Origin of the sequence: Novosphingobium aquiterrae (assembly GCF_042434435.1) — a bacterium.
Taxonomy (GTDB): domain Bacteria; phylum Pseudomonadota; class Alphaproteobacteria; order Sphingomonadales; family Sphingomonadaceae; genus Novosphingobium; species Novosphingobium aquiterrae.
On the sequence record NZ_JBHLTL010000001.1, the window covers coordinates 260,875 to 287,766 of the forward strand.

The 26,892-nt window shown below is 65.2% G+C and carries 26 protein-coding genes; 14 read left to right on the plus strand and 12 right to left on the minus strand.

Annotated elements, in window-relative coordinates; genetic code table 11:
- Positions 1-54 precede the first annotated feature (54 nt).
- From ACFFF7_RS01390 to dapA, 7 genes are all read right to left on the minus strand, one after another.
- Positions 55-3,096: an efflux RND transporter permease subunit gene (locus tag ACFFF7_RS01390; protein ID WP_379479568.1), complete on the minus strand. Its 3,042-nt coding sequence runs from the start codon at positions 3,094-3,096 to the stop codon at positions 55-57.
- The gene (locus ACFFF7_RS01395; protein ID WP_379479569.1) at positions 3,093-4,133 is read right to left on the minus strand and encodes an efflux RND transporter periplasmic adaptor subunit; all 1,041 of its coding nucleotides are present in this window, start codon (positions 4,131-4,133) and stop codon (positions 3,093-3,095) included. Before ACFFF7_RS01395 ends, ACFFF7_RS01390 begins: the two co-directional genes overlap by 4 nt.
- 124 nt (positions 4,134-4,257) lie before the next feature.
- Entirely contained in the window at positions 4,258-6,693 is a 2,436-nt protein-coding gene (locus tag ACFFF7_RS01400) for a hybrid sensor histidine kinase/response regulator (protein ID WP_379479570.1), read from the minus strand.
- The gene (locus tag ACFFF7_RS01405; protein ID WP_379479571.1) at positions 6,690-7,259 is read right to left on the minus strand and encodes a DUF2062 domain-containing protein; all 570 of its coding nucleotides are present in this window, start codon (positions 7,257-7,259) and stop codon (positions 6,690-6,692) included. The genes ACFFF7_RS01400 and ACFFF7_RS01405 overlap by 4 nt, the downstream gene beginning before the upstream one ends.
- The gene (locus tag ACFFF7_RS01410; protein WP_379479572.1) at positions 7,256-7,801 is read right to left on the minus strand and encodes a DUF2062 domain-containing protein; all 546 of its coding nucleotides are present in this window, start codon (positions 7,799-7,801) and stop codon (positions 7,256-7,258) included. The genes ACFFF7_RS01405 and ACFFF7_RS01410 overlap by 4 nt, the downstream gene beginning before the upstream one ends.
- Complete coding sequence (smpB, locus tag ACFFF7_RS01415; RefSeq protein WP_379479573.1) at positions 7,798-8,280, minus strand: SsrA-binding protein SmpB; 483 nt, start codon at positions 8,278-8,280, stop codon at positions 7,798-7,800. The genes ACFFF7_RS01410 and smpB overlap by 4 nt, the downstream gene beginning before the upstream one ends.
- 52 nt (positions 8,281-8,332) lie before the next feature.
- Positions 8,333-9,214, minus strand: a complete 882-nt coding sequence (gene dapA, locus ACFFF7_RS01420) for a 4-hydroxy-tetrahydrodipicolinate synthase (protein ID WP_379479574.1) — start codon at positions 9,212-9,214, stop codon at positions 8,333-8,335.
- Between the two features lie 128 nt (positions 9,215-9,342).
- Between dapA and ACFFF7_RS01425 the strand changes: the two genes are divergently transcribed.
- The 12 genes from ACFFF7_RS01425 (at position 9,343) to ACFFF7_RS01480 (ending at position 19,850) form a co-directional block, all read left to right on the plus strand.
- Positions 9,343-11,277: a lytic transglycosylase domain-containing protein gene (locus tag ACFFF7_RS01425; protein WP_379479575.1), complete on the plus strand. Its 1,935-nt coding sequence runs from the start codon at positions 9,343-9,345 to the stop codon at positions 11,275-11,277.
- Entirely contained in the window at positions 11,274-11,762 is a 489-nt protein-coding gene (locus ACFFF7_RS01430) for a GreA/GreB family elongation factor (RefSeq protein ID WP_379479576.1), read from the plus strand. The genes ACFFF7_RS01425 and ACFFF7_RS01430 overlap by 4 nt, the downstream gene beginning before the upstream one ends.
- Before the next feature lie 2 nt (positions 11,763-11,764).
- Entirely contained in the window at positions 11,765-11,947 is a 183-nt protein-coding gene (locus ACFFF7_RS01435; protein ID WP_379479577.1) for a DUF4169 family protein, read from the plus strand.
- Positions 11,947-12,150, plus strand: a complete 204-nt coding sequence (locus ACFFF7_RS01440; RefSeq protein WP_379479578.1) for a hypothetical protein — start codon at positions 11,947-11,949, stop codon at positions 12,148-12,150. The genes ACFFF7_RS01435 and ACFFF7_RS01440 overlap by 1 nt, the downstream gene beginning before the upstream one ends.
- A gap of 153 nt (positions 12,151-12,303) precedes the next feature.
- Entirely contained in the window at positions 12,304-14,211 is a 1,908-nt protein-coding gene (locus ACFFF7_RS01445) for an alpha/beta hydrolase family protein (protein ID WP_379479579.1), read from the plus strand.
- Between the two features lie 47 nt (positions 14,212-14,258).
- On the plus strand, positions 14,259-14,747 hold the full coding sequence (locus ACFFF7_RS01450; protein ID WP_379479580.1) for a hypothetical protein: 489 nt from the start codon (positions 14,259-14,261) through the stop codon (positions 14,745-14,747).
- Positions 14,748-14,816: 69 nt separating this feature from the next.
- The gene (rlmN, locus tag ACFFF7_RS01455; RefSeq protein WP_379479581.1) at positions 14,817-16,079 is read left to right on the plus strand and encodes a dual-specificity RNA methyltransferase RlmN; all 1,263 of its coding nucleotides are present in this window, start codon (positions 14,817-14,819) and stop codon (positions 16,077-16,079) included.
- 97 nt (positions 16,080-16,176) lie between these two features.
- A complete protein-coding gene (locus tag ACFFF7_RS01460; protein ID WP_379479582.1) occupies positions 16,177-16,605 on the plus strand; it encodes a glycine zipper 2TM domain-containing protein in 429 nt (142 codons plus the stop codon).
- Positions 16,606-16,788: 183 nt separating this feature from the next.
- A complete protein-coding gene (locus ACFFF7_RS01465) occupies positions 16,789-17,139 on the plus strand; it encodes a glycine zipper 2TM domain-containing protein (RefSeq protein WP_379479583.1) in 351 nt (116 codons plus the stop codon).
- 57 nt (positions 17,140-17,196) lie between these two features.
- Entirely contained in the window at positions 17,197-17,949 is a 753-nt protein-coding gene (locus ACFFF7_RS01470) for an SDR family oxidoreductase (protein ID WP_379479584.1), read from the plus strand.
- Between the two features lie 13 nt (positions 17,950-17,962).
- Positions 17,963-18,541: a TMEM165/GDT1 family protein gene (locus ACFFF7_RS01475; protein WP_379479585.1), complete on the plus strand. Its 579-nt coding sequence runs from the start codon at positions 17,963-17,965 to the stop codon at positions 18,539-18,541.
- Between the two features lie 43 nt (positions 18,542-18,584).
- Positions 18,585-19,850: a class I SAM-dependent methyltransferase gene (locus ACFFF7_RS01480; RefSeq protein ID WP_379479586.1), complete on the plus strand. Its 1,266-nt coding sequence runs from the start codon at positions 18,585-18,587 to the stop codon at positions 19,848-19,850.
- Here the strand turns inward: ACFFF7_RS01480 and ACFFF7_RS01485 are convergent, their stop codons facing one another.
- On the minus strand, positions 19,851-20,273 hold the full coding sequence (locus ACFFF7_RS01485; protein WP_379479587.1) for a DUF1801 domain-containing protein: 423 nt from the start codon (positions 20,271-20,273) through the stop codon (positions 19,851-19,853).
- 73 nt (positions 20,274-20,346) lie between these two features.
- On the opposite strand from ACFFF7_RS01485, the gene ACFFF7_RS01490 reads away from it, so the two are divergent.
- Together ACFFF7_RS01490 and ACFFF7_RS01495 are read left to right on the plus strand one after the other, a co-directional pair.
- Positions 20,347-21,561 carry an argininosuccinate synthase gene (locus tag ACFFF7_RS01490; RefSeq protein WP_379479588.1) on the plus strand — a complete coding sequence of 405 codons (1,215 nt, stop codon included), beginning with the start codon at positions 20,347-20,349 and terminating at the stop codon, positions 21,559-21,561.
- Between the two features lie 1,452 nt (positions 21,562-23,013).
- Positions 23,014-23,556 (plus strand): pseudouridine synthase, encoded by a 543-nt coding sequence (locus tag ACFFF7_RS01495; RefSeq protein ID WP_379479589.1) that lies wholly within the window; start codon positions 23,014-23,016, stop codon positions 23,554-23,556.
- 3 nt (positions 23,557-23,559) lie between these two features.
- Here ACFFF7_RS01495 and ACFFF7_RS01500 read toward each other — a convergent pair whose 3' ends face one another.
- The 4 genes from ACFFF7_RS01500 to ACFFF7_RS01515 are packed head-to-tail and all read right to left on the minus strand — an operon-like array spanning position 23,560 to position 26,876.
- The gene (locus ACFFF7_RS01500) at positions 23,560-23,865 is read right to left on the minus strand and encodes a YciI family protein (RefSeq protein WP_379479590.1); all 306 of its coding nucleotides are present in this window, start codon (positions 23,863-23,865) and stop codon (positions 23,560-23,562) included.
- The gene (locus tag ACFFF7_RS01505) at positions 23,865-25,112 is read right to left on the minus strand and encodes a class I SAM-dependent RNA methyltransferase (protein WP_379479591.1); all 1,248 of its coding nucleotides are present in this window, start codon (positions 25,110-25,112) and stop codon (positions 23,865-23,867) included. Before ACFFF7_RS01505 ends, ACFFF7_RS01500 begins: the two co-directional genes overlap by 1 nt.
- Complete coding sequence (locus ACFFF7_RS01510; protein WP_379479592.1) at positions 25,109-26,506, minus strand: NAD(P)H-hydrate dehydratase; 1,398 nt, start codon at positions 26,504-26,506, stop codon at positions 25,109-25,111. Before ACFFF7_RS01510 ends, ACFFF7_RS01505 begins: the two co-directional genes overlap by 4 nt.
- Positions 26,490-26,876 carry a hypothetical protein gene (locus ACFFF7_RS01515; protein WP_379479593.1) on the minus strand — a complete coding sequence of 129 codons (387 nt, stop codon included), beginning with the start codon at positions 26,874-26,876 and terminating at the stop codon, positions 26,490-26,492. The genes ACFFF7_RS01510 and ACFFF7_RS01515 overlap by 17 nt, the downstream gene beginning before the upstream one ends.
- Between the last annotated feature and the right edge of the window lie 16 nt (positions 26,877-26,892).

Consider the following 26,892-nt stretch of genomic DNA (forward strand, 5'->3'; position numbering starts at 1 on the left):
CTGAACCTTTGGCCTTAACGCCGCGATAAGGCAAATCAGACCGCTGCGGGCGGATCAGCCCTTGTCGCTGCTGCGCAGGATCAGCAGGTACATCACCGGGGTGACGATCCGGCTGAGAAGGGTCGAGGAAACCAGCCCGCCGATGATAACCCAGGCCAGCGGCGCATAGAGCGGTGCACCCGACAGCGCGAGCGGCAGCATCCCGCCGATCGCCGTGACCGAGGTCAGCAGCACCGGCAGAAAGCGGATTTCGCCCGCCTTTTCGATCGCTTCGCGCAGCGCCAGCCCGCGGGCGCGCAACTGCGTGGTGAAATCGACCAGCAGGATCGAATTCTTGATCTCGATCCCGATCAGCGCGACGAAGCCAATCGAGGCGAGGAACGACATCGAATTGCCGGTCAGCAGCAAGGCGATCAGCCCGCCGACCAGGCCAAGCGGGATCACCCCGGCGACCACCAGAACCTCGCGGAAACGGCCGAACTCGGCGACCAGCACGCCGAAAATCCCGAAAATCGCCAGCAAGGTCACCCCGCCGAGTCCCGAGGTACTCTCATTGGCGGCCTTGGCGGTGCCGCCCACGCTCCAGTGATAGCCCGGCGGAAACGGCATCTTGCCAAGCTTTTCGACCACTGCGGCGTTGAGCTTGCTGGAGAGGTATCCGGTCTCGAGATCAGCAGAGATCGTGTTCGAACGCTCTAGCTTGAACCGGCGGATCAGGGAAGGCCCCGATTTGAGCGTGGGCGTGGCAATCTCGCGCAGCGGCACGATGCCTCCGGCCTGGGTGGGGACATAGATCGTCGACAGCAGCGAGAGCGGCGGATGATCCTGATAGGGATAGCGCACCACCACCGGATAGCTGTCGCCCTCGCTGTCGCGCAGGGTGCTGGCACGCTCGCCGTTCAGGGCAAGGCGCACCGCGCGGCGCACCGCATCGGAATTGATGTTGAGCAGGCTGGCCTTGGTCTGGTCGATCCCCAGATCGAGATCGACCCGGTCGACCGCCAGCCCGTTGTGAACATCGCGAAGCCCCGGTACCGCAGTCATGATCTGGGCGATCTGCGCCGACAGCTGCTTGAGCATGCCGAGTTCGGGGCCTTGCACACGGATCGCTACGGGGGCTTCGATCGGCGGGCCATTCTCGAACCGCACCACCTTTACCGCGGCGTCCGGATAGTGCGACAGCCGCGCGCGCAGCCGGTCGATCATCCGCGGCGATTCGCGCGGCGACCATTCGCGCATGGTCACGAAAATCTCGCCGTAACTCGTATCGTCCTCACGCGGGATGTTGTTGTAGAAGATCTGCGGGTTGCCGCGCCCGACGTTTTCCATCCGTGCGGTGATCTCCGGTTCCTGCGCCAGCATCGCCGAAACATCGCGCACCGCCTTGTCGGTCACCGCGATGCCGCTGCCTTCGGGGGCCTGGACCTGGACAACGAAATAGGGCGAGTCCGATTCGGGGAACAGGCTGAACCCGATCAGCGGGACCGCGGCAAAGACCAGCAGGCAAGCCGCAGCGGTACCCAGCAATGTCTTCTTCGGATTGTCCAGCGCGCGATGCAGCAGCGGCTGGTAGAGCCGCTCGATCCCGGCAGTGATGAAGCGCAGGAAACGGTTGCCGTGCGGATCGGTCTCGCGCTTGAGCAAACGGCTGGCGATGAACGGGATGATCGTCAGCGAGATCAGCAGCGAACTGGCCACGGTCGAAAGCACCGCCACCGGAAGCCCGCGGACGAAATCGCCCGCGCCCTCGGGCAGGAAGGCGATCGGCAAGAAAGCGAACATCAGCACCCCGGTCGAGCCGAGGACCGCGGCGGAAATCTCGCGGGTCCCGGCGATTGCGGCCGCTTCCGGCTCCTCGCCATCGCGCAGGTGCCGCTCGATATTCTCGGTTACCACGATCGAATCGTCGACCAGCAGGCCCAGCGAGATGACAAAGCCTGAAATGCTGATCTGGTTGAGTGTGAAGCCGAACCGCGCGAGCATGAACACGCCCAGCGCCAGCGACAGCGGGATCGAGATCATTACCACCAGCGAGGCACGGAACCCCAGCGGCAGCAGTGTGATCAGCACCAGCGCCAGCGCGATCGAGAAATCGCGCGCCAGCTCGCCAAGGCGGCGCTGGATGTCGTTGGACTGATCGAAGCCGACCTGCAGCGACATATCGGGGGGCAGCGCAGCGCGGAATTCGGCGACCTTGCTGATCAGCGCATCGCGCAGCACCGGGGCCGAGACGTTGTCCTTCTGCTTGACCGCGACAAACACGGCACGCTGGCCATTGAAGCGGTTGAGCACCAGCTGCTCGGGTTCGCCCCATTCAACCCTGGCGACATCGCCCACCCGCAGCAGACGGCCGCTGCCGCCGCGGATCAGCACCGCGCGGATATCGTCCAGCTGACGGTACGCCCCGCCGGCATCGACGTTGAGACGGCGGCCTTGGCTGTGCACCGCGCCGGCCGGCAAGTCGATGCCCCCGGCCTGGATCGCGGCGACGACCGCGGTCGAGGCAAGCTGCGCTTCGGCCATCCGGCCCGGATCGAGCAGTATCTGCACTTCGGGCCGGGGCAGGCCATAGACGCTGGTACTGCGCACCCCGCCGACCACGTTGAGCGCATCGCGCAGATCGCCCGCGTACTTTTCGAACCGCCGCCACGATGCGTCCTTGCTGACCAGCGCGAGCTGGATCACCGCCGCCTCGGTCGGGCGCGGGCGGCGGAAATCCAGCCGGGTCAGCCCTTGCGGCAACTGGCTGCGGATCGCGGTGACTTCGCGGATGGTCCGGTCGAGCGCCTGTTCCGCATTGGTCCCGTGGATGAATTCGACCGAGATCACTGCCACCCCGTCGCTGCTCGACGAGGAGACCTCTTTCACATAGTCGAGGCCCTGCAGCACGTCCTCGATCGGCTTGGCGACCGTCTCCTCGACCTCGGCGGCATCGGCTCCGGGTAGCACGGCGGTAGTTATCGCTGCCGCAAACGGCACCTGCGGATCGACCGAGCGCGGAATCGAGAGAAACGATTGCACCCCGAGCAAGGCCGCGAGCAGAAACGCGACGAGCGTCAGTTGCCAGTGTCTGACCGCAAACCGGGTCAGGCTCATCGCGCAGCCCGCACCGGATTGACCTTGGTCTGGTCGGACAGCCGATCGAGGTTGGAGACGACCACCCATTCGCCCGGTGCCAGCCCCTTGGTCACCACCAGCCCGCCATCGCGGGCATCGGCCACGCTGACCTTGCGCAGCATCACACGGTTGCTGCCAGCGGGCACGACATAGACAAAGCCTTCACCCGCGCGCGACGCAAACAGCGCGGCGGGCGGGACCAGCAGGGCGCCATCGCCCGCAGACTCGCTGACCGTCAGCTGGGCGCTGCCGATCTGGCCCGAGCGCAGCCCGGGCAGGCTGGGCAGCGCCAGCTCGACCGCGAAAGTGCCGGTGGCGGGATCGGCGCGGCCACCGATCTGGCTGACCGTGGCGGCGATTTCGCCCTCCCCCAGCGCCGCGATCTTGACCATGGCCGGGGCCCCGGCGCGAAGCCGCACGGCATCCCGGTCAGACACCGGCAGGCGCAGGACATAGCCCGCACGCTCATCTCCCACCACCAGCACCGGGGTGCCCGCGTCGACGGTTTGCGCCGGTTCGGCCGGGCGGGCCAGGACCACGCCGCCGCCACGCGCCACAATCCGCGCGGTATTGGCGGCAAAGCGGCGGACACGCGATGTGGCAACGGCCGATTGATAGGCGGCGCGGGCATTATCGAGGCGCGCCTTGGTCACCCAGCCCTTGTCGAGCAAAGCTGCCGAGCGCTTCAGTTCGGCCGCAGTGCGGACCTGTTCGGCATCGGCAGCAGCCAGCTGGGCATCGACCGTGGTCATGTCCAGCGCGGCAAGCACCTGGCCCCGCGCCACCCGGTCGCCCTCGTTGACGGAAATCCGCGCGATCCGTCCCGGCGATGTGAAGGCCAGGGTTGTTTCGCGGCGCAGGTGGACCGTGCCAACCGCGCTCAGCATGGCCGCGGTGGCGCGGCTGCCAACCTGGGTAACGCGGACGTCAAACACGCGGTTCTCTGGCTTGGGCGGCGGTGACGAGCAGGCGGCGATCACCAGAATGGCTAGCCCCTGAACCAGGTACCGCAGCATCGTGCCCCCTTCACCAGCCGGCGCGCAGCATGGCAGAATCGTTTCCGATCAAGCGATAGTCAAAAGAATTGCGATTTGAAACCTTTTTCCTGCTGGCAGGAAGGCGCCTTCCCTTTTGGTCAGGTCAGCCCTGGGCCGCAGCCAGGACCGCGCCGACCTTGTCGCCGATCTGCTGGACCGAAAACGGCTTGGGCAGGAAGTGCACCCCGCCGGCAATGTCGATCTGGTTGCGCAGCTGTTCCTCAGCATAGCCCGACATGAACAGCACCGGCAGATCGGGGCGCAGCTTGCGCACTTCGCGGGCCATGGTCGGCCCGTCCATCACCGGCATGACCACATCAGAGACGATCAGGTCGAACTCGGCCCCGCCCTCGACGATTTCCAGCCCCTCGTCGCCGTCGGCGGCCACGGTGACGGTGTAGCCGGCGCGGGTCAGCGCGCGTTCGGCCACGGCGCGGACCATGTCCTCATCCTCGACCAGCAGGATCCGCCCCCCGCCCGACCAGGTCAGTTCGGCCTCGGCCTTGGGCGCGGGCAATGCGGCGGCATCGCCGCTGGCGTGATGCACCGGCAGATAGACGGTAAAGCGCGTGCCGCGGCCCGGCTCGCTGTCGGCAAAGATGAACCCGCCCGATTGCTTGACGATGCCGTAGACGGTCGACAGACCCAGCCCGGTGCCGCCCATCTGCCCGCCCTTGCCCGGTTCCTTGGTGGTGAAGAACGGTTCGAAGATCTTGCCGATGTGATCGGCGGCTATCCCGATCCCGGTATCCTCGACCACCAGCGCGGTATAGTCGACCTGCGGCATGATCCCGCCGCGGGTCGCGCGGACATCGGCGGAAGAGAACTTGCGCGTGGCGATGGTCAGCTTGCCGCCGCTCTCGCCGCGCGACTGGATCGCGTCGCGGCCGTTGACCACCAGGTTGACGATGACCTGTTCGAGCTGGCTGGGATCGGCGCGGACCGCGCCCAGATCGCGGTCGTGCGTGACGACCAGCTTGATCTTCTCGCCGATCAGCCGCTTCAAAAGGTGCGAGACGTCGCTGACCACATCGGGCAATTGCAGCACTTCGGGGCGCAGCGTCTGCTGGCGGCTGAAGGCCAGCAATTGCCGGGTCAGGCTGGCGGCGCGGTTGGAATTGGCGCGGATCTGCTGGATGTCGTCATAGTCGCTGTCGCCGGGGGTATGGCGCAGCAGCATCAGGTCGCAGGTGCCGAGGATCGCGGTCAGGACATTGTTGAAATCGTGCGCCACTCCGCCGGCCAGCTGGCCCACGGCCTGCATCTTGGTCGCCTGCGCGACCTGGCGCTTGAGCCGGGTTTCCTCGGTGCTGTCGGTCAGCCCGAGCAGCACTGCCGCCTCGCCCAGCCCCCGCACCCCGGCGACCGAAAGCGAGACCGGCTCTTCGGCCATGCCCTTGAGGCGCACCGCGATGTCGCCGCTGCTTGCCGGACCCTGCGCAAAACGGCGGATCGCGTCGGACAGCGGTCCCTTGTCTTCCTGCACGACCAGGTCGGTTGGATAGGTCGGCAGCGCCTCGTTCTCGCGTCCGACCGCGCGCAGGAAGGCATTGTTGGCGAACAGCAAGCGCCCGTCGCGGTCGACCATGGCCAGGCCCAGCGGCAGCGGACCGATCAGCGCCTCGAGATGCGGCACCGCGGCCATCCCGTCGCCACTGCCACCGCCCAGCCCGGTGCCGTTGTCGGCCAGCAAGATCAGCGACGGGGTGACGTTGAAATCGGGCTCCACCGCGGCATCGGGATCGGCGATCGGCAGGTAATACATGGTCAGCGGCGCCCCGCGCTGGCCCTCGCGTGCCCAGGTCACGCGGTCATGTTCGTCCTGGCGCAGCAGGGCAGTAAAGTCCTGCCCGGTCAGCATCGCCGCACTCTCGCCTGTGGCGCGCTGGGCAAAGCCGGCGCTGGCCATCCGGATCTTGCCGTCGGGATCAACGATTGCCGCCGACAGCCCGGACTGCGACAGCGCCCGGCCCAGCTTGCCGTCAAGGTGCGGGACCAGTTCGGCGACCAGATCAGAGCCGGTGATCGCGCTGATCGTCCAGACCAGGTAGTCGTCGCCGCGTCCCGCGCGGGTGACGGCAACGCTCCACTGCCCCTGCGCATTCTCGATCAGGTCGGCCACACCATGCCCGTCACGCCAGCCCGCCCGGCCGGCCTTGGCCAGGCGCTCGAGCGAGGCATTGTCGACCGACAGGCGCGGCGGGGCCTGGCCGACCCCGAACCAGCGTTCGTACAGCGCATTGGCGCAGACCAGCCGCCCGGCACGATCGGTAATCGCCATCGCCGCGTCGCCGCGATCGATCGCGGCAACGGTGACCGACCAGTCGGGAAGTGCTGTCTCGGCCTCCTGCGTGGATGCGTTCTGGCGAGTCATCACCCAGATCGCAGCAGCCAGCGTCATCAGCCCTGCGCCATAGGCAGCAACGGCCAGCGCTTCGCGCGTAGCCAACCAGACGACGATCAGGCTGAGCGCCAAAGCCAGTGCCAGCACCAGCCCTTCACCGCCACGCGGCGAGCGAGCGCGGCGCGGCGCGCTCAACCCGCCGGCTCCGCGATGCGAGCCTGGGCCAGCCGGGCGCGGCGCTTGCGCGCGACCATCAGCCGCCAGACCAGGCCTGAAGCAAGATAGCCGGCAGCCGCGAGGACCGTGGCGATGACGAACAGCCCGAAGGCGGTTTCCAGTCCCTTGCCGGTCAGGCTTTGCAACAGGTGGTCGGTCTGGGTCTGCTGCATCGTCTCGCTGATTGGCGCGACCCCGGTCATCCGGTCAAGGTGAAGAAGGACCTCTCCGATCTCGTAAGCGGCGGGAAAAATGATTACCCAGGTGGCGGGATTGCTGGTCCAGGTCGCGGCGATTGCGACGGGAACATTGGCCCGCACGAACACCGCGGTCAGCGCGGCGACGGCGCTATGGGCGAAGGGGATCAAGATGCCCACGAACAAGCCCAGGGCGATCCCGCGCGGAACCGAACGGCGATTGAAGCGCCACAGATCGGAGCGCAGCACGCGATGCGCAAAGGGTCGCACGAAGCGGTTGGCTTCCAGCGATTCGCGCGTCGGCGCGCGGCGCCTCAGCCAGTCGATGACGCCGGCGGCGCTGCTCACGCGCGGCGGCCGCGTTGCTGCACGCGGCGCTTGTTGCCCACCCACCAGCGCCAAACCCAGCCAGACACCAGATAGCCCAACGAAGCCGAAACCACCGCGACGATGACCAGGCCCAGCGCCAATGACTTGCCCTCGGCCGTCAGCCATTCGATCGCGCTCCACATGTCGGTCAGCGCGAACAGGCGGTCGATCGCCCCGCCCGCCTCGTTGTCGATATGCAGCACAAGGTTGCCGATCTGATAGGCACCGGCCCAGATCAGCGGCGTGGTCAGCGGATTGGTCACGAAGGTCGTCGCCGATGCGATCGGCACGTTGGCGCGCACCGGCAAGCTGAGGATCGCAGCGAAAATGATCTGCGCGAACGGCAGCAGGATCCCGACCAGCAGGCCCAAAGCCACGCCGCGCGGAACCGAGCGGCGGGTAAAGCGCCACAGTTCGGATCGCAGCACCGACTTGGGCACCCAGCGGCTGCGCTCCATCTGTTCGCGGGTGGGCATGTTGCGCTGGCCCCATGCGCGGATCCGGGCGACGATCGTGCTCATTTGTATTCCCGCATGATCCGCGCCTGGTCCCGCTTCCAATCGCGTTCCTTCATGGTCGCGCGCTTGTCCGCGGCGTTTTTGCCCTTGGCCAGGGCCAGCTCGACCTTTGCCCGTCCGCGCCCGTTGAAATAGATCGACAGCGGCACCAGCGTCATCCCCTTGCGCTCCACCGCGCCGTGGAACTTAGCGATCTCGCGCTCTTTCAGCAGCAGCTTGCGCAGCCGCTTGGGTTGATGGTTGAAGCGATTGCCGTGGCTGAATTCGGGAACGTTGGAATTGACCAGCCAGACCTCGCCGTTCTTCACTTCGGCATAGCTCTCGGCGATCGAGCCTTCACCGAAGCGCAGGCTTTTCACTTCGGTCCCGGTCAGGGCAATCCCCGCCTCGAACACTTCCTCGATGTAATAGTCGAACCGCGCCCGCCGGTTTTCGGCGACGACTTTCTTCTTGTCGAACTCTGCGGTGGTCGGGCGTGCCATGGTCAGGCGGCATGTAGGATGCGCCGCCGCAAAAGGAAACGGGGGACTTGCCTTAAATAAGTCCCGCCGCCACCAGCCCGGCATCGACCGCCAGTCGTGATGCCGCGCTGCACGGCACCAGCGGCAGGCGGACCTCTTCGCCGATCCAGCCCAGAACCCTGGCCATCGCATACTTGATCGGCGCGGGTGAGGCGTCGGTGAACAGGGCCTGGTGCAGCGGGAACAGCCGCTCGTTGAGTTCGTGGGCCTTGGCCATGTCCCCCGCCAGACTGGCAGCCTGAAAATCGGCGCATAGCTTTGGCGCAACGTTGGCAGTCACCGAAATGCACCCGGTCCCGCCCCCGGCGTTATATTGCAGTGCCATGTCGTCATTGCCGCAAATCTGGGCAAAGGTGCTGCCCAGCGCCATGCGGTGCGTTGTGAGCCGGGTCATGTCCCCGCTGGCATCCTTGATTCCGACGATCCGCTCTGGAAAGCGGCGGGCCAGTTCGATCGTGGTCTCGGGCGCGATGTCGGTCACCGTCCGGCCGGGCACGTTATAGAGCACCATCGGCAGGTCGACGTTTTCCGCCAGATAGCTGAAATGCGCCAGCAGCCCGGCCTGGCTGGGCCGGTTATAATAGGGCGCGACCATCAATGCGGCCTGGCAGCCAAGATCTTTGGCAACCTGCATGTGCCACTTGGCGGTCTGGGTATCATTCGATCCGCAGCCGGCGATCACCGGGACGCGGCCCGCGGCCTGCTCGACGCACAGTTCGAACAGGCGGTGCTGTTCCTCGCTGGTGATCGTCGGTGCTTCGCCCGTCGTGCCGCAGGGAACAAGCGCGCTTGAACCCTGTTCGATTTGCCATTCGACCAGGCGGCGGAAGGCCGTTTCATCGATCGCACCGTCCGAGAACGGCGTGACCAGCGCGGGAATCGAGCCGGAAAACATGGACTTTACCCCTGACCTTGCCCCATAGGATGGGCCTTGCGGCCCCCTCTGCACGGGGCTGTTTTCATTCAGCGCCTGATAAGGAGCAAATTTCCAAAATGTCCAGCATGGCGCGCATATCCTCTCCCATGGCTTTGATAATCGCTGCTTTGCTGCCCGGCTGTGCCAAGGCGCAGGACGGTGCCGAGTGGGATCAGGCACGGCTGGTCCTGAAATCGGGATCGGTCGGCGTGATGCAGCAGGCGGTCGATCGCTGGAAACAGCTCAATGCTTCGGACCAGTTCGGTTTCGACGACTATGCCGGCTTCCTGATGAGCTATCCCGGCTTTCCCGAAGCTGCCAGATTTCGCGTCAATGCCGAGCGTGCGCTGGAACGCGGCTATGCAGAACCGGCGCGAATCGCGGCCTTTTTCGATCGCTATCCGCCCGTCACCAACCAGGCCCGCGCTGCCTATGCCCTGGCGCTGAGCGCGCAGCGCCGCAGCGACGCGCTGAAAGTGGCGCGAGAGGCGTGGCGCGGCGGACTGATGAGCGACACGGCGGAAGCGTCGCTGTTCCAGCTGCTGGCCGGCAGCCTGACCCTGGACGATCATGACGCGCGGATGGACGCGCTACTGTGGGCCAATGCCGCGCCACAGGCGGAACGCCAGCTGGTCTATGTGTCGCCGGCGCGGCGCGATCCGTTCCTGGCCCGGCTGGCCCTGGTCAAGAACCTTGAGCCTGCTTCGGCCGGCGCAATCGTATCGCCCGATGCGCTGCGCGACGCGGGCTATGTCTATAACCGCTCGCGCATGCTGCGCGCGACCGGCCAGGGTGCAACCGCCGCCTACACAGTGGCGAACCGCCCGCCGCTTGCCGCCCCGGCGCTCGACCAGCGCAAATGGGTGGCCGAACTGCTTGCCGCGGCCCGCTCCGGCGATGCCTCAAGCGCCGCCCGGATTGCCGCGGGGATCGACGATGGCTTCGCGGCGGGGACCGATATCTCGCGCCTCTCGTTCCAGATTCGCGACGATTACACCTCGCTGATGTGGCTTGGCGGGACCAAGGCCTTGTGGAGCCTGGGCAACGGCACCCAGGCGGCGCCGCTGTTCGCACGCTATGCCACGGCGGCGCGCACCCCGCAGACGCGCTCCAAAGGGTTCTATTGGGCAGGCCGGGCTATGGCCCGGGCCGGCAATACGACCGAAGCGAACCGCTATTTCACCATGGCCGCCGCCTATGCCGACCAGTTCTATGGCATGCTGGCGCTCGAGCGGCTGGGCATGCCCCTGCCCGCCTTCAACAAGATGCCGATGGTCACGGCCACGGCCGATCAGCGCAATGCCTTCAACGCCCGCCCCATCACCATGGCCGTGCGCGAGGTTGCCCGCGAAAGCGACTGGCCAACCGCGGTGCGGTTTTTCCGCGAGATCAGCGACCAAGCCGAAAGCGAGATCGACCATGTGATGGTCGCCGATCTGGCGCGCGAGCTGGGTCGCCGTGATCTGGGCGTCATCCTGGGTCAGTCGGCACACGCCGACGGCTATGGCGATTTCCAGAAGATCGCCTTTCCGCTCATGCCCGTTCCGGCCGGATCGGACTGGACCATGGTCCACGCGATCAGTCGCCAGGAAAGCCAGTTCGCGATGAATGCGGTTAGCCATGCCGGGGCGCGCGGACTGATGCAGCTGATGCCCGGCACCGCGCGCGAACAGGCGGGCAAGATGGGCTATGAGTACGATCCCGGTGCCCTGACCAGCGATGCGGGGTACAACCTGATGCTGGGCAACGGCTATTACGGGCGGATGATGGATTATTTCGGCGGGTCCTATCCGCTGGCTGTCGCCGCCTATAACGCCGGCCCGGGCAACGTGAACAAGTGGCTGCGCGCCAACGGCGATCCGCGCAACGGTTCGGTCGACTGGATCGACTGGATCGAGAAGATCCCGCTGTCGGAAACCCGCAATTATGTCCAGCGGGTGATCGAGAACGCGGTGGTCTATGAAGCGATGAACCCGGCCAAGGCGAGCTACAAGGGCGCCAACCCGCTCAGCCATTTCCTGGGCAAGCGATCACCGGGATGAGCGGCGAAGGTCCGCCGATCAGCCCGGCCGGGATGGCCGCGTTGCGGGCGCGCTACGATCACCTGCTCGGCACCGAACGCCCGGCGATCGTCGAAATCGTCAGCTGGGCCGCAGGCAACGGCGACCGCAGCGAGAACGGCGATTACCTTTATGGCCGCAAGCGCATGCGCGAGATCGACCGCGAGCTGGCGCATCTGGCCCGGCGGATGAAGGCCTGCCGGGTAATCGACCCGGCCAGGCAGGACGACCGCGGCCGGGTGTGGTTCGGTGCGACAGTGGACATTGCCGACGAGGACGACGCGCGCCGCACGGTGACGCTGGTCGGCGATGATGAGCAGGATGCGACTGCCGGCCTGATCGGCTGGAGCGCGCCGATGGCCCGGGCCTTGCGCGGCGCAGCGATCGGCGATCTGCGGCGGGTTCATCTGCCTTCGGGCGAAAAGGAGTGGGAAGTGATCGCGATCCGCTATCCGCAAGGCAACTGACCATGGCCGACGTGGTCAACCTGAGGCTGGCGCGCAAGGCCAAGGCGCGCGCCGAAGCGCAGGACAAGGCAGCCCAGAACCGCGTGCGGCATGGTCTAAGCAAGGCTGAGCGCACCCGGCAAAAGGCCGATGCGGCACGCGCCGCAGCGCAGCTTGGCGGCGCGCGGCGCGAAGGAACCGACTGATGCGAACAACCTATGATCAGGCGACCGTGCGGCTCTATCACCTCGATCACGAAGTTGAAGGCGGGGCGGCAATCACCCTCTATTACGGACCTCTGGCCGAGGCGATGCGGATTGCCGAACAACAGCCGGAGGATCTGCAGGACGGCCTGTTCATTGCCACCGACAACGATCTTGTCGCATGGCGTGACTTGTCGCCGGACTAGAAATTGCCTTTGACCCCGGTCTGATATTGCCGCACCTTCATCTATAGTATGGAGGGCGCAATGAATTTGAACAGGGCGGCGTTGGCCTGGGGTCTTATACTTGGAATATCGGTGCTGCCCGCGGCGGCGCAACAGACGGCGCCGGCGGCCGCTGTGTCAGCGCCCGTACCCGTCTCCACCATCCCGGTTGAAGCCTTTGCGCGGATTCCATTTGTCGATCAGGCAACCCTTTCGCCCGACGGCGCGTCGTTTGCCGGCCTTCTTGGCGTAGAGGGCCAGCAGGTTATTGCGATACACCACCTGTTCGACAAAGCGGTCAAGCCGGTCGCCACCCGGCTGCCAGAAGGGACCGAGGCGACGTGGATCCGCTGGGTCAACGAAGACAATGTGATCGTCGGGTTGCGCGCGCTGATGCCCGTCGCGGGCGATCGCTGGATCATCACGCGGATGATCGGCATCAATACCAAGTCGGGCAAGATCACCAAGATTCTGTGGGACCGGGGCGGCCAGAATGCGTCAGACGTGTTGTGGATTGCCCGCGACGGCAGCCCGAACATACTCGTATCGGCGAACAATTCGATCTACCTCGACGAGAATTTCTGGCCGGATGTATTGCGGGTCGATGTCAGCACCGGCAAGTCGAGCAAGGTCGTTGCCGGACGCGAGAATGTGTCTGAATGGTACGCGGATGCAGCCGGAATGGTGCGCGCCGGCATCAGTTACGACAACAACTCCCGCAAGTTCCGCCTGCTCTATCGCGGGCAGACGGGCAGCTCGCTGTTCCGAACTATCGATGTGGCGGATTCGCGTCGACAGGAAAGCCTGGTCTCACCCTTCCTGTTTTTGCCAGGATCGGACCACGCCCTGGCTATCCACGATGACGACAAGGGTATGTCGGCGATCTACGAGGTCGATCTGACCACCCAGGCGGATATCCGTACTGTCCACGTCGCACCTTCGGGCAGCGAGGTTTCGTGGCCGGTGGTGTCGGACGATGGTCAGACCTTGCTGGGCGCCCACCATACCGGCAACGGGCCGCCGCAGTGGTTTGATGCGGACCTGGCCTCGATCCAGGAATCGATCGACAAGTCGGTCGGCAGCCGCCGCGCGCGGATCGTGAGCCTGAATGCCGACCGCAGCCGCATGCTGGTCCGGATCGACCGCGCGGACAGTCCCGGCGCGCTCTATTTCTTCAGCGTCTTCAACCAGAAGATGCAGCAGGTTGCGGTGATGAACCCGGACCTTGGCACAAGGCCGCTTTCGCCGGTACGCCTGGTCCGCTACGCCGCACGCGACGGCAAGGAAATCGAGGCAGTACTGACCGTGCCGCGCGGCGTGGCAGAAAAGGACCTGCCGATCGTGATGATGCCGCACGGCGGGCCGTGGGCGCGCGACACCCTGGATTATGACTACTGGGCCCAGTTCGTCGCCAGCCGCGGCTATGCCGTCATGCAGCCCAACTTCCGCGGATCGACCGGCTATGGCACCGAATTCCTGCGCGCCGGACAGGGCCAGATGGGCCTGGCCATGCAGGATGACATTTCCGACGGCCTGGCCTGGGCGGTCAAGCAGGGTATCGCCGATCCCAGGCGGGCCTGCATCGTCGGGGCATCCTATGGCGGCTATGCGGCCATGTGGGGGATTGCCAAGGACCCCGATCAGTACCGCTGCGCGATCTCCATTGCCGGGGTCGCCAATCTGCGGCGGGAGGTCAACGACTTCGGCGACTATCTGTTCGGCCGCAAGTACGAGGACGACTGGAAGCGGATGACGCCCGATTTCGCGGCCGTGTCACCGATCAACGCGGTCGCCCGGATCAAGGCGCCGCTGCTGCTGATTCACGGGAAAAAGGACATCACGGTCGATTTCAACCAGTCGCAAGCGATGTTCAACAAGGCCCGGGGGGCGGGCAAGGTAGTGGAACTGATCCCCCTGCCCGAAGCCGACCACAGTTTCAGCCGCGAAGCTGATCGCATCGCCCTGCTCCGCGCGATCGAGGATTTCCTGCGGCGCCATAATCCGCCCGATGCACCCACGGCAGCGGTGCCGATCAAACCCTGAGCCCAAGACCCTTTTCGCCCGCGCCGCTTTCTGCGATGGCAGCGGCGATGCGATTTCGCTTTGCCGTTCTGCTGCTGGCCTTGACTGCCGCGCCTGCCTTTGGGCGCGATGCACTGGGCATGTTTGCGACCTGGGCGGCGTTTCGCGATGCGCAAGTGCCGCGCTGCTATGCCGTGGCCAAGGCCGAACCATCAATGAAGCGCCGCGATTACCAGCCCTATGCCGATGTCGCCTTCTGGCCGCGCCAGCAGGTCCGCGGTCAGGTCCACTTCCGCCTCTCTCGCAAACTGGCCGCCAGTTCAGCGATCACGCTCTCGATCGGCGGGCAGCGCCTGGCCCTGGTCGGCGGGGGTGGCGATGCCTGGGCGGCCGACAAGCGGATGGACGCTGCAATCGTTGCAGCGATGCGCTCAGGCGGCGAAATGACAGTCAGCGCGCGCGATGCGGCAGGCAATGGCTTCTCCAATACCTGGAAACTGGCCGGCGCCGCCACTGCCATCGACGCCGCACAAGTCGGCTGCGCGCAGCCGCGCTAGGCAAGTCCGGGGCCGCGCCCGGGAGCGTGGCTAGCTTTTACGGCCCGCGCGCCCTATATCGCGCGGTCCATGGCCAACACCGAACTTTTGCCGATCCCGGGTCTTGTCGATCCCGTCCCCGTCGCCCGCGACATCACGCCGCGTACCGACGGGCGTATCGACCTGACCGGGCTGCCGCGCGCGCGGATCGCGGAGCTGTTTGCCGCTGCCGGTCTGGACGCCAAGGCGGCCAAGCTGCGCGGCAAACAGGTGTATCACTGGCTCTACCACCGCGGCGTCACCGATTTCGAAGCGATGACCGATATCGCCAAGACCATGCGTCCCTGGCTTATCGAGCGCTTCGTCATTGGCCGCCCCGAAGTGGTGCTGGCCCAGCATTCGAGCGACGGCACGCGCAAGTGGCTGCTCAAGACCGCCGACGATCACGAATACGAAATGGTCTTCATCCCCGATGCCGATCGCGGCACCTTGTGCGTATCCAGCCAGGTCGGCTGCACGCTCAACTGCCGGTTCTGCCACACCGGAACAATGCGGCTGGTGCGCAACCTGACCCCGGGTGAGATCGTCGGCCAGGTCATGCTGGCGCGCGACGCGCTGGGCGAATGGCCGCGCGCCGGTCAGGCCGATCTTTCGGCGCTGGGTGACGATCTGGTCGATGATGATGGCGGCTATTCTTCCGACGGGCGCCTGCTGACCAACATCGTGATGATGGGCATGGGTGAGCCGCTGTACAATTTCGACAATGTCCGCGACGCGCTGAAGATCGTCATGGACGGCGATGGGCTGGCGCTGTCGAAGCGGCGCATCACCCTGTCGACCAGCGGCGTGGTGCCAATGATGGCCCGCGCCGGGGCAGAGATCGGGGTCAACCTGGCGGTCTCGCTGCACGCCACCAGCAAGGAGGTGCGCGACGAGATCGTGCCGATCAACCGCAAGTACGGGCTGGAAGAACTGCTCCAGGCCTGCGCCGACTATCCCGGCGCGTCGAACGCCCGGCGCATCACGTTTGAATACGTGATGCTCAAGGACAAGAACGATTCCGACGCCGATGCGCGCGAACTGGTTCGTCTAATCAAGCAGTACGATCTGCCCGCCAAGGTCAACCTGATCCCGTTCAACCCCTGGCCCGGCGCGATCTACGAATGCTCCACCCCCGAGCGGATTCGCCGCTTCTCGGAAATTGTCTTCGAAGCGGGAATCAGCGCGCCGGTGCGCACCCCGCGCGGCCGCGATATCGATGCGGCCTGCGGCCAGCTCAAGACCGCGGCGCAGAAGATGTCCCGTGCCGAGCTTGATCGGCTGGCCGAAGAAAAGCAGATCGCGCTCGGCTGATCGCGCTGATCCATCGGCTCGTCTTTCTGTACGAAGCTTAAATCGGGCGTTCAGTTTGCATGGCCCACTGTCTCCTCAACAGATCAAGGAGATCACCATGCGCAAGACTGTTATTGCCGCCGTTCTGGCTGCCACCACGCTGACCGCCACGCCGGCCATGGCCGATCCGCCATATTGGGCGCCGGCGCACGGCCACCGCAATCACGACCGCGGCTATGATCGCGACTACGATCGCGACGGCTACCGCGAATACCGCCGCGGCGACTATTACGAAGGCCGCGACAATTATCGTCCGCGTTATTACCGAACCAACAACGGTATCCAGTACTGGCGCGGCGACGATGGCCGCAACTACTGCCGCCGCAGTGATGGCACCACTGGTCTGCTGATTGGCGGCGCCGTCGGCGCGCTGCTGGGTCGCTCGGTTGACCGCTTTGGCGATCGCGCCCCGGGCACGATCATCGGCGCTGCCGCCGGTGCCCTGCTGGGCCGCGAGGTTGACCGTGGCGGATCGCGCTGCCGCTAAGTCATTCGGGTCGCGCCGATGAATCGGGCCGGGAAGCGCAGGCTTCCCGGCCTTTTTCGTTGCCCTGAAACAATCCAGGCTTTGCAACGTTTCATCGCATTGACTGCACGGTTCACCAATTCAGGCAAGCCAACGTTCAGCCTCATGCGTTGAACTGCCAAACGCACGCACAAGGAGATAACGATGCGCAAGATCATCCTCGGAGCCGTCATGGCTGCGACCGCCCTGCCCGCCACCATGGCCTATGCCGATCCGCCGCGTTGGGCCCCGGCCCACGGCTATCGCGCCAAGAACGGCGACATCGCCTATCGCCGCACTGACAACGGCATCCGCTATTGGGATGGCCGCGATGGCCGCCGCTATTGCCGCAAGCCCAACGGCACTGTCGGGATTCTGGTGGGCGGCGTAGCTGGCGCGCTGGTTGGTCGCGCGATCGATACCCGCGGTGATCGCGCCACCGGTACCATCGTCGGCGCAGCCGCCGGTGCGCTGATCGGCAACGAGGTCGCCAAAAGCTCGGCGCGCTGCCGCTAATCGATAGATAGCGGAATTCGCTTTCGCTGAAACGGCCGGGTGTGCATGGAGAGAACCATGCTCCCGGCCGTTCTCATAACCGGCGCAGGTCGCCGCATCGGTGCCCGACTAGCGCGCCATTTCGGCGCGGCCGGCTGGCACGTCGTGCTTCATGTCGGCCACAACCCCGATGCCGCCCTGGCCCTGGCCGCAGAACTGCCTTCGGCCGAAGTGGTGCGGTGCGACCTGCTCGACGGCGATGCGGCGCTGCAACTGATCACCGACCTGTCGCGGCGTCTCGATGACTGGCGCATGCTGATCAATTGCGCTGCGGTGTTCAACCCCGACACCGCCGAGGCGATCGATCCGGTTGTTTTCGCCGAGGCTATGACCGTCAACGCGCAGACCCCGGCGCGGATGAGCCAGGTCTTTCTCGCCCAGGCCCAGGCCAACGGCGGGCGCCGGGTGATCCAGTTCCTCGATCAGAAGCTGCGCAATCCGAATCCCGATTTTTTCAGCTACACCATGGCCAAGCATGCGCTGGCTGCCACTGTGCGGATGCTGGCCATGGCCCAGGCCGACCCCGCCGACCGGGTTTATGGTCTGGCACCCGGGGCAATGATGCCCAGCTTCGACCAGCGCGACCACGAACATGAGATCAGCGGGCGGATGAACCTGCTGCAGCGCCTGACCGATCCCGACGAGCTGGCCGATGCCGCGCTGTTCCTGGCCGAAGGCTGGCTGGCCAGCGGCGAAACGCTTTTCATCGATTCGGGCCAGCACCTGCTGGCGCAATCGCGCGACGTGCTCTACCTCGCCCGCGAATCCTGATCCGGAGACTCCCATGCTCGAAGCTTTCGCGGCCTCCACCGCTGTGGTCGCCCTGGCTGAAATCGGCGACAAGACCATGCTGCTGGCGATCGTGCTGGCGGCAAAGCTGCGCAAGCCGTGGCAGATCATTGCGGGCATTCTTGCCGCCACCATCGCCAATCACGCCCTGGCCGCGCTGGTCGGGCGCGAAGTGGCCGGCCTGCTCGAGGCACCGTGGTTCCGCATCGCCGTCGCGCTGGGCTTCATCGCCATGGCCGCGTGGACGCTGGTGCCGGACAAGCTGGATGACGATGAGACCGCCCCCGCCCAGCGCGGCAATGCCTTTCTGACCACGCTGGTCTCGTTCTTCCTGGTCGAAATGGGCGACAAGACCCAGGTCGCCACGATTGCACTGGCGGCCCATTACAAGGCAGTTTTGACGGTGGCCGCCGGCACGACCCTGGGCATGATGCTGGCCAACGTCCCCGCAGTCCTCTTGGGCGAGGCACTGGTCAAAAGGGTCAGCTTGACGGCGACGCGAACCGCGGCGGCCTTGCTCTTCCTGGTCCTGGGCCTGTGGCAACTGGCCGAAGCACTGGGGTGGCTTGGCTGATTGGTGCTTGCATAGCCGCGCGGGTTCCATAACCTTGCGGCCCATGTGGTTGCTCGACAAGATTCTGCGGGCAGTTGTCCGCGAAGGCCAGCTGATCATCACCGATCATGATGGCTCCGTTCACACTTATGGCGATCCTGCGGCCGACCCGGTCCGCATCCGCTTCACCGATTCCGGCGCTGCGATGCACGTCGCACGGGACCCGCGCGTCGGCGCGGGCGAGGCCTACATGGACGGGCGCATGGTGGTCGAACCGCCACACGACATCCGCGACATGGTGCTGTTGGTCATGCGCAATGCCAACCGCCCCGGCGCCGGAATGGGCGCGCCCAACCCGCTGCGCCGCGCGGTCGACTGGGTCGCGTTCAAGGCTGACCAGGTCAACCTGCGCGCCAAGGCCAGTCGCAACGTGGTCCATCACTATGACCTGACGCGCCAGTTCTACGAACTGTTCCTGGATGAAGACCGGCAATACACCATGGCCTACTTCACCGATCCGGCCAACTCGCTGGAACGGGCCCAGGTCGACAAGAAGGCCCTGATTGCCGCGAAGCTGCGGCTTCAGCCGGGGATGCGGGTTCTCGACATCGGCTGCGGCTGGGGCGGGCTCGCGCTCAGCCTCAACAAGTGGTTCGGGGTCGAGGTGCTCGGCGTATCGCTCGCCCCCGACCAGGTTCGGTTCGCGCAGGAACGCGCCGAGGCGGCCGGCGTCGCGGACAAGGTCAAGTTCCGCCTTACCGACTATCGCGACGTAAGCGAGACATTCGACCGAATCACCAGCGTCGGCATGATCGAACATATCGGAGCGGCCCATTTCCGCGAATACTTCGCCAAGACCAATGATCTGCTGGCCGATGACGGGATCATGCTGACCCACACGATCGGTCGCGCGCGCGGCCCCGGCACCACCGACAAGTGGACCCGCAAGTACATTTTCCCCGGCGGTTACATTCCCGCGATGAGCGAACTGGTCGTGGCGCTGGAGCAGACCGGCTGGGAAGTCGCCGATGTCGAAGTGCTGCGCTACCATTACGCGCACACGCTGGCCGAATGGTACAAGCGGACCACCCGGCACGAGGCTGAGATTACCACACTTTACGATGCGCGGTTGTTCCGGATGTGGCAATTCTACCTTGCCGGTGCGGAGCAGAGCTTCCGCTCCGGCAGCATGGTCAACTTCCATATCCAGAGCGTGAAGAACCGCGCGGCAGTGCCGACGACCCGGGATTATATCAGCGCCGAAGTAGCGCGGCTTTCAGCAATGGAGGAGGCGCCCGAGTGGCATCTTGACCGGCAAGCGGCGGAGTGATCAGGCGGGATACCGCGCGTTTATTGAAGCCCAGCTGAGCGACACCAGGTCTTCCAGCACAGCCAGATCCACATCGCCGAGCTTCCTGACATAGAGACAGCCTTTGCCGGTGGTGTACTTGCCCAATCGCGCCAGCTGCGCTTCGCCAGCTTGCTCCAGCAACCCATAGAACACATGGTTGCCCTTGCGCGGCGCGAAGCCGGCGCGGCACATCGTGCCTTCGCGGCCGCTGTCGTACCGGTACGTGTAGCTGCCATAACCGATGATGCTCGGCCCCCACATTTTCGGCTCGAGCCCGGTGACCTTGCGGTAGAGAGCATCGATCGCCGCCGCGTCCTCGCGCCGCGCCGCCTCGGGGATCGCGGCAAGATAGTCCGCCACGCTCACTTCGCTAGCCTTGGTCTTGAGCTCAACCTTGGCCACTGGCTTGCCCTCCCATCGTGCTTGCCCTAGGGGCGCAGCCGAAACCTAACCGCAATCCACCGGAAATCCAGCCATGTCCGAAATCAAGAAAGTCGTCCTTGCCTACTCCGGCGGCCTCGATACCTCGGTCATCCTCAAGTGGCTGCAGGTCACCTACAATTGCGAAGTGGTGACCTTCACCGCCGACCTCGGCCAGGGCGAGGAACTGGAACCGGCGCGGGCCAAGGCCAAGCTGATGGGCCTGCCCGACGCGAACATCTACATCGACGATGTCCGCGAGGAATTCGTCCGCGATTTCGTTTTCCCGATGATGCGCGCCAATGCCCGGTATGAAGGCGATTACCTGCTCGGCACCTCGATCGCCAGGCCGCTGATTTCCAAGCGGCTGGTGGAGATCGCGCATGAAACCGGGGCCGATGCCATCGCCCACGGCGCCACCGGCAAGGGCAACGACCAGGTCCGCTTCGAACTGTCGGCCTATGCCCTCGATCCCAATATCAAGGTCATCGCCCCGTGGCGCGAATGGGACCTGACCAGCCGCACCGCGCTGATCGCCTGGGCCGAGGCGCACCAGATCCCGGTTCCCAAGGACAAGCGCGGCGAAAGCCCGTTTTCGACCGACGCCAACCTGCTCCACACCTCGTCCGAAGGGAAGGTGCTGGAGGATCCGTGGGAGGAAACCCCGGACTATGTCTATTCGCGCACGGTGAACCCCGAGGACGCGCCCGACGCGCCGGAATACATCACCATCGACTTCGAGAAGGGCGATGGCGTTGCCCTCAACGGTACGGCGATGAGCCCGGCGACGCTGCTCACCGCGCTCAACGAGCTCGGCCGCAAGCACGGCATCGGCCGGCTCGACCTGGTCGAGAACCGCTTCGTGGGCATGAAGAGTCGCGGGATGTACGAAACCCCGGGGGGCGAGATCTATGCCCGCGCCCATCGCGGCATCGAACAGATCACGCTCGATCGCGGCGCGGCGCACCTCAAGGACGAGCTGATGCCGAAATATGCCGAGCTGATCTACAACGGCTTCTGGTTCGCGCCCGAGCGCGAGATGCTCCAGGCGGCGATCGATCACTCGCAGGTGCGGGTCAATGGCACGGTCCGGCTCAAGCTCTACAAGGGCATGGCCGCGGTCGTCGGGCGCAAGAGCCCCGACTCGCTCTACTCGGAGCGCCACGTCACCTTCGAGGACGATGCCGGCGCCTATGACCAGAAGGACGCCCAGGGCTTCATCAAGCTGAATGCACTCCGGCTGCGCTTGCTGGCGCAGCGCGATCGGTAATTTCGCGGCGCGATTTGCGAATCAAATTGCGCTGGAAAAACGGATTCGACTGCGCACAAGATCATCCGCAGACTTGTCCACGGTTTCTGCGACGAGCTGTGGATAAGTCCGCAACATTTCGCTTGTGCGACTCGGCATTGAGGCGCAGCTTTCAGGTGTCGAGAGCGTGGAACCGCACTTGAAGTTCCGGCGGGAAACTGCTGAAACGGAAAGGGAAAACACAAGCCTCACGATCTGGCAGCGATGCCCGCAGCAGTGTTGGAAAACACGCCTCAGGAAGCCTTCGGGCGGAATCTGGCGAACCGCAGATGCAGCGAGCGGCAACGCAGTCAGCAGGTCGCTTCGACCGCGGCCGGAAAAGGATCGGAAGGAAAGTGGCGCTTCACGCGTTGCGCATCGTCCGGACCCGGAACGGCAAAGCATCGAAGCGGTCACGGAACCGCCAGGTGGTACGGCAAGGGTCCCCCGGACCGGCGCCAACCGCCTGACGGGACCGGACGCCGGAACGGACGTTCGGGTGATGAAAGCCGGTTCCTTCGGGAACCACCGGTCCGAAACGGCCAGCCCGATGCGATGAGCATCACGATGCGGTGGCACTCACGGTGCGATGGCACGCGAGGTGCTCAGCAAAGCATCACTGCGGCAGGCAGGTGAAGAGCGGTAACAGCGATCGCCCAAAATCATTCGAAAGCCGATGCGGCGAGCGTGGGGCTGGTGGAAACACCGGCCCCATTTGCTTTTGGGGGTGGAGCTCAGTCTTGATGTCACATGTGCCAAGTTGGCTAGCAACCAAGGTTCATTCAAGCTAAGTTGTGTCGCATGGACTTTTCTCAATCGCCGCAAACTTTCCAACAGTATCTCCTTAATGGTGAACGCGTCCTTTGGACTGGCCGACCGAAGCAAGGCCTAGCGGTAAGCTCCAGAGATGTGTTTCTAATTCCTTTTAGTCTGCTCTGGGGTGGGTTCGCCATTTTCTGGAACGTGGGCGTTTGGGCGATCCCGCAAAGTTCCAACGAGGGAGGTAATCCTGCCTGGTTTTTCAAATTGTGGGGACTGCCATTCTTGGCCGTTGGTCTCTATATGATATTTGGTCGGTTCTTGCATGATGCTCAAATTCGCAAGTCGCTGTATTACGCAGTTACAGACAAGCGTGTCCTCACTTTGCGGGGCTCGAAATTCGTCGCGCTTGACATAGATCGACTGCCCCGACTCGAATTATCCGAAAGCCGTGACGGAACCGGAACACTGAGTTTTGAACCGACCAGCCCTTTTGGCTCGGGTCGAATGAACGGGTTCAGCTGGTGGCTGCCATCGCTCGATAGTGCCGCGCAGTTTTTTCGGATTGAGCATGCCAGAAGGGTATATGAGCTTGTCCGAGATACGGCTCGGTCGTGATTCCTTTGTGCTGTCGCTTGACCTAAGTGATGGGCCGGTTTCTTAGCAGTTTCGCCCATGCCCCGCCTGATCCTGTTCAACAAACCCCATGGCGTGCTGTGCCAGTTCAGCGCCGACGGATCGGACAAGCCGACACTGGCGGACTATGTCAAGGTGCCGGGCGTCTATCCCGCCGGGCGGCTCGACACCGACAGCGAGGGGTTGCTGCTGCTGACCGACGATGGCCGTCTGCAGGCGCGGATTGCCGATCCCAGGTTCAAGCTGGCCAAGTCCTATCTGGTCCAGGTCGAGGGTGAGCCGGACGCGGCGGCGCTGGAGGCGCTGCGCAGGGGCGTGATGCTCAAGGACGGCCTGACCCGCCCTGCCGAGGCCGAGCTGATCCCTGCACCCGCGCTCTGGCCGCGCGATCCACCGGTGCGGTTTCGCAAGACCGTGCCCGACAGCTGGATCCGCCTGACCATTCGCGAAGGCAAGAACCGCCAGGTCCGCCGCATGACCGCCGCTGTCGGCCATCCAACCTTGCGGCTGGTGCGCTGGCAGGTCGGGGATTGGACGCTGGAGGGGATCAAGCCCGGTGAATGGCGCGACGCCGCCCCCTAGCCTTCAAGCACCGAACGGCGCGGCCTCGCTGGCGAATGCGCCGAACATCGGGTTCCATTCGGTCAAGGTCAGCTCCGCGATCAGCCCTTCGATCGCAAAGGGATCGGCGGCGATCAGCGCGTCGAGCTCGGCACGGTTGTCCACCGTGAACAGCAACAGCCCGGAACGCAGCGTGCTGCCGACAACCGGGCCCGAAGCGCGCAGCTTGCCCTGCGCAATCAGTCCATTCAGGTAATCGACGTGCGGCAGCACGTGCTGGCCCCATTCGGGGCCGTCGGGATGGCTCATGGTCACGACAAAGAAGCGCATCACATCTCTCCCCGCACAAACAGGCTCGCCAACTCGACATGGGTCGACCAGCGGAACTGACCAACCGGGCGCAGTTCGGCCAGGCGGTATCCCGCCTCGATCAGCGTGCGTGCGTCCTTGGCCCAGCTCGAGGGATTGCAGCTGATATAGACCACCCGCGGCACCGTGCTGGCCGCGATCCGTTCGACCTGATCGCGGGCGCCGGCGCGGGGCGGATCGAGCAGGACGCCGGCAAAACGGTCCAGTTCGTCGGGCATCAGCGGGTTGCGGAACAGGTCGCGGTGCAGCGTATGGATGGGCACCTGTGCCCGCGCCGCGGCGGCCTTGCAGGCCAGACTGGCATCGCGCGCGGCTTCGACCGCGAGAACCTTGGTCTGCGGCCCGGCCAGCGCAAATGCGAATGTGCCAAGACCGGAGAACAGATCTGCCACCGTGGCGCAGCCAGCAAGCCACGTGCGCGCCGCGGCGACCAGCGCGTCTTCACCGTCGCGGGTCGCCTGTAGGAACGATCCGGGTGGGAACGGCACCGCCACCCCGCCTAGCGTGACCGTCACCGGCTCGGGTTCCCACACGGTCTCATTGCCATAGCCTTGATCGAGCGTCAGACGTGCCAGGGCGTGGGTTCGCGCAAAGTCGAGCAAGGCCTCGGTTGCGGCAAGGCCTTCCGCAGTTACGCCCTTCAGACCAAGATCCAGCCCTTGATCGGTGCAGGTTATCTCGACATCGGCGGCCAGCTTCGCATGGATGTGCTTGCCCTTCCCCGCACCCTTGCCCGCACCGAGCGCGATCAGCAGTTTGCGCAAGGGCGGGAGCAGCGCCGTGATTGCCGGGTCGAGCACCCAGCACTCGGTGATCTCGACCAGCCGGTGGGATTTCGCCTCGCGGTAGCCGATGACGACGCGGCCCTGGCTGCTTTCCGCGCGAAGCGACGCACGGCGGCGGCTGCGGGGCGGGGACAGATGCGGTGCGGCAACGTCCTCGGCACCCAATTCCTGCGAGGCGGAGGCATTGCTGACCCGGGCCGCAACGAAGTCCTCCAGGCTTTGCTCATCAAGTTGCTGCAACTGACACCCGCCGCACGTGCCGAAATGGCGGCAAGGCGGGACGGCGTGGTGCGGCCCCGGCTGAATCGTCCCGTCGGGCAGCAGCAGGTCGCCCGGCGCCGTGCCCCAGGCGAACCGGCCAGAGGCGGTGACACCATCGCCCTTGGCGGCGATGCGGATGATTTCTGCGGGACCTTCGCTCACAGGCAGGCGGCGTAGGCGTCCTGGATCGCTTCGGCAAGCTGCCCGGCGGTAAAGGCAGGAAGACAAAGCCGCGCTGCTTCGCCGTGCAGCCAGACACCCTGGCAGGCCGCGTCGAACGGATCGGCGCCGCTGGCCAGGCGGCTGGCGATGGTACCGGCCAGGACATCGCCCGTTCCGGCGGTCGAGAGCCACGAAGAGGCGCGCGGGGCAATTGAGACGCGACCAGTGCCGTCTGCGATGACCGTGTCAGCGCCTTTGGCGACAACCACCGAGCCGGTGCCGGCGGCCAGATCAACCGCGCGGTCAACTTTGCTGCCCGCACCTGACAGGCGGAAGGCCTTCTCGAGCGTAGTGAACTCGCCGTCATGCGGCGTGACGATGCGGTCGCTGCCGTGTTCGGCCAATGCCGCCGGCTCAAGCACCATCAGCCCATCCGCATCGAGTACCATCGGTCTGTTCGCACGCAGCGCTTTTGACAGCCGATCGCGGGCGGGCTTGTCGCGGCCCAGACCCGGACCGATCAGCAGTGCTGCAAAGCGCGCGTCATTCAGCACCACCGCAAGTTCACGATCATCGATCACCAGATCAGCCGGTGTTCCGTCTGCCCTGCACAGCAGTTTGACATAGCCTGCGCCCCCGTGCTGCGCCGCCCGCGCCGCCAATAGCGCCGCACCCGGCATTGCCCCGCCGATCACGCCAATCAAGCCGCGCCGGTACTTGTGCGCATCGGCAGGGGGTGCCTGCAATGCAGGCTGACCAAGCAAGCGTGCGCACCCGTGAACGCCCCCTATGCCGATATCGACAAGGCGCAGCGCGCCCATCGCCGCGCAGGCCGGCATCAGATAATGCGCCGGCTTCCAGGCACCGAGCGCAATCGTCAGGTCATAGACCGGCAAGCCGGAATTGAGGCTCACTCCCGTATCGCTGTCGACACCGCTGGGCAGATCGACAGCCACGCACAGCTCATGCACTGCAGCGAGCCGGGCCAGCAGGGCGAGGTGCTCACCAGAGAGGGGCCGGGTCAATCCGGTGCCGAACAGGCAGTCGACCACGACATGGCCGTTCGCCGCGGCTTCTGGTGCGAGCACTGTACCGGCGAAGGTAGTTCGGGCCGTGCACGCAGCTGCGGTCGCCGGTTCGGCCGGTGCAATCACGGTCACGGCACACCCGCGGCTCCGCAGCGTCTCGGCGATCACATAGCCATCGCCGCCGTTGTTGCCAGGTCCGCACAGCACGGTCACCGGGCGTCCGCCCGCAAGCCGCCAGACATAATTTGCTGCGCCCTTTCCGGCGCGCAGCATCAGCGCGTCGACACTGGTGCCGGCGGCAATCAGGCCCTGCTCGGCGATGCGCATCTGCGCTGCCGTCAGGATCTGATCATGGCAGCCTGACATTGGCCTTTACCGGAATGACGTATTTGTCCCCGCCCAGGATGACTTCCCAGCGGTCGCCCTTCAGCGCCGACTGGCTGGCATCGGCGCCGTCGGCCGCTTCGAGATGCTGACCATCGGCGCTGGCTTGCAAGCGGCGAAATGCCCCATCGGGATGGCGCAGAACATAGACGGCCTGGGCATCGATCGTGGTCCGTTCCAGGCGGCAATCAGGCTTGAAAACGCTCGTCCCGCCCAATGCGCAATAGATCGCCTCGCCATCGTCGGCGTCGGCTTGCGATTGCGTACAGGCGGCCACTGTCAACGCAACAATGGAGAGGACGATGCGCGGGGCTTTCGACAGGCTCAGCCAAAGCGGGAGAAGTCGATTCAACACCTGCTAAGCCTGA

What these genes read in the sequence shown, in the direction of transcription:
- ACFFF7_RS01475 (WP_379479585.1), top strand. Translation starts at nt 17,963, where the DNA reads ATGCTCGAAGCTTTCGCGGCCTCCACCGCTGTGGTCGCCCTGGCTGAA.
- dapA (WP_379479574.1), bottom strand. Translation starts at nt 9,214, where the DNA reads ATGTTTTCCGGCTCGATTCCCGCGCTGGTCACGCCGTTCTCGGACGGT.
- ACFFF7_RS01490 (WP_379479588.1), top strand. Translation starts at nt 20,347, where the DNA reads ATGTCCGAAATCAAGAAAGTCGTCCTTGCCTACTCCGGCGGCCTCGAT.
- ACFFF7_RS01435 (WP_379479577.1), top strand. Translation starts at nt 11,765, where the DNA reads ATGGCCGACGTGGTCAACCTGAGGCTGGCGCGCAAGGCCAAGGCGCGC.
- ACFFF7_RS01510 (WP_379479592.1), bottom strand. Translation starts at nt 26,506, where the DNA reads ATGTCAGGCTGCCATGATCAGATCCTGACGGCAGCGCAGATGCGCATC.
- ACFFF7_RS01465 (WP_379479583.1), top strand. Translation starts at nt 16,789, where the DNA reads ATGCGCAAGATCATCCTCGGAGCCGTCATGGCTGCGACCGCCCTGCCC.
- ACFFF7_RS01440 (WP_379479578.1), top strand. Translation starts at nt 11,947, where the DNA reads ATGCGAACAACCTATGATCAGGCGACCGTGCGGCTCTATCACCTCGAT.
- ACFFF7_RS01460 (WP_379479582.1), top strand. Translation starts at nt 16,177, where the DNA reads ATGCGCAAGACTGTTATTGCCGCCGTTCTGGCTGCCACCACGCTGACC.
- ACFFF7_RS01500 (WP_379479590.1), bottom strand. Translation starts at nt 23,865, where the DNA reads ATGCGCTTCTTTGTCGTGACCATGAGCCATCCCGACGGCCCCGAATGG.
- ACFFF7_RS01470 (WP_379479584.1), top strand. Translation starts at nt 17,197, where the DNA reads ATGCTCCCGGCCGTTCTCATAACCGGCGCAGGTCGCCGCATCGGTGCC.
- ACFFF7_RS01430 (WP_379479576.1), top strand. Translation starts at nt 11,274, where the DNA reads ATGAGCGGCGAAGGTCCGCCGATCAGCCCGGCCGGGATGGCCGCGTTG.
- ACFFF7_RS01495 (WP_379479589.1), top strand. Translation starts at nt 23,014, where the DNA reads ATGCCCCGCCTGATCCTGTTCAACAAACCCCATGGCGTGCTGTGCCAG.
- rlmN (WP_379479581.1), top strand. Translation starts at nt 14,817, where the DNA reads ATGGCCAACACCGAACTTTTGCCGATCCCGGGTCTTGTCGATCCCGTC.
- ACFFF7_RS01480 (WP_379479586.1), top strand. Translation starts at nt 18,585, where the DNA reads ATGTGGTTGCTCGACAAGATTCTGCGGGCAGTTGTCCGCGAAGGCCAG.
- ACFFF7_RS01450 (WP_379479580.1), top strand. Translation starts at nt 14,259, where the DNA reads ATGCGATTTCGCTTTGCCGTTCTGCTGCTGGCCTTGACTGCCGCGCCT.
- ACFFF7_RS01390 (WP_379479568.1), bottom strand. Translation starts at nt 3,096, where the DNA reads ATGAGCCTGACCCGGTTTGCGGTCAGACACTGGCAACTGACGCTCGTC.
- ACFFF7_RS01395 (WP_379479569.1), bottom strand. Translation starts at nt 4,133, where the DNA reads ATGCTGCGGTACCTGGTTCAGGGGCTAGCCATTCTGGTGATCGCCGCC.
- ACFFF7_RS01410 (WP_379479572.1), bottom strand. Translation starts at nt 7,801, where the DNA reads ATGAGCACGATCGTCGCCCGGATCCGCGCATGGGGCCAGCGCAACATG.
- ACFFF7_RS01425 (WP_379479575.1), top strand. Translation starts at nt 9,343, where the DNA reads ATGGCTTTGATAATCGCTGCTTTGCTGCCCGGCTGTGCCAAGGCGCAG.
- smpB (WP_379479573.1), bottom strand. Translation starts at nt 8,280, where the DNA reads ATGGCACGCCCGACCACCGCAGAGTTCGACAAGAAGAAAGTCGTCGCC.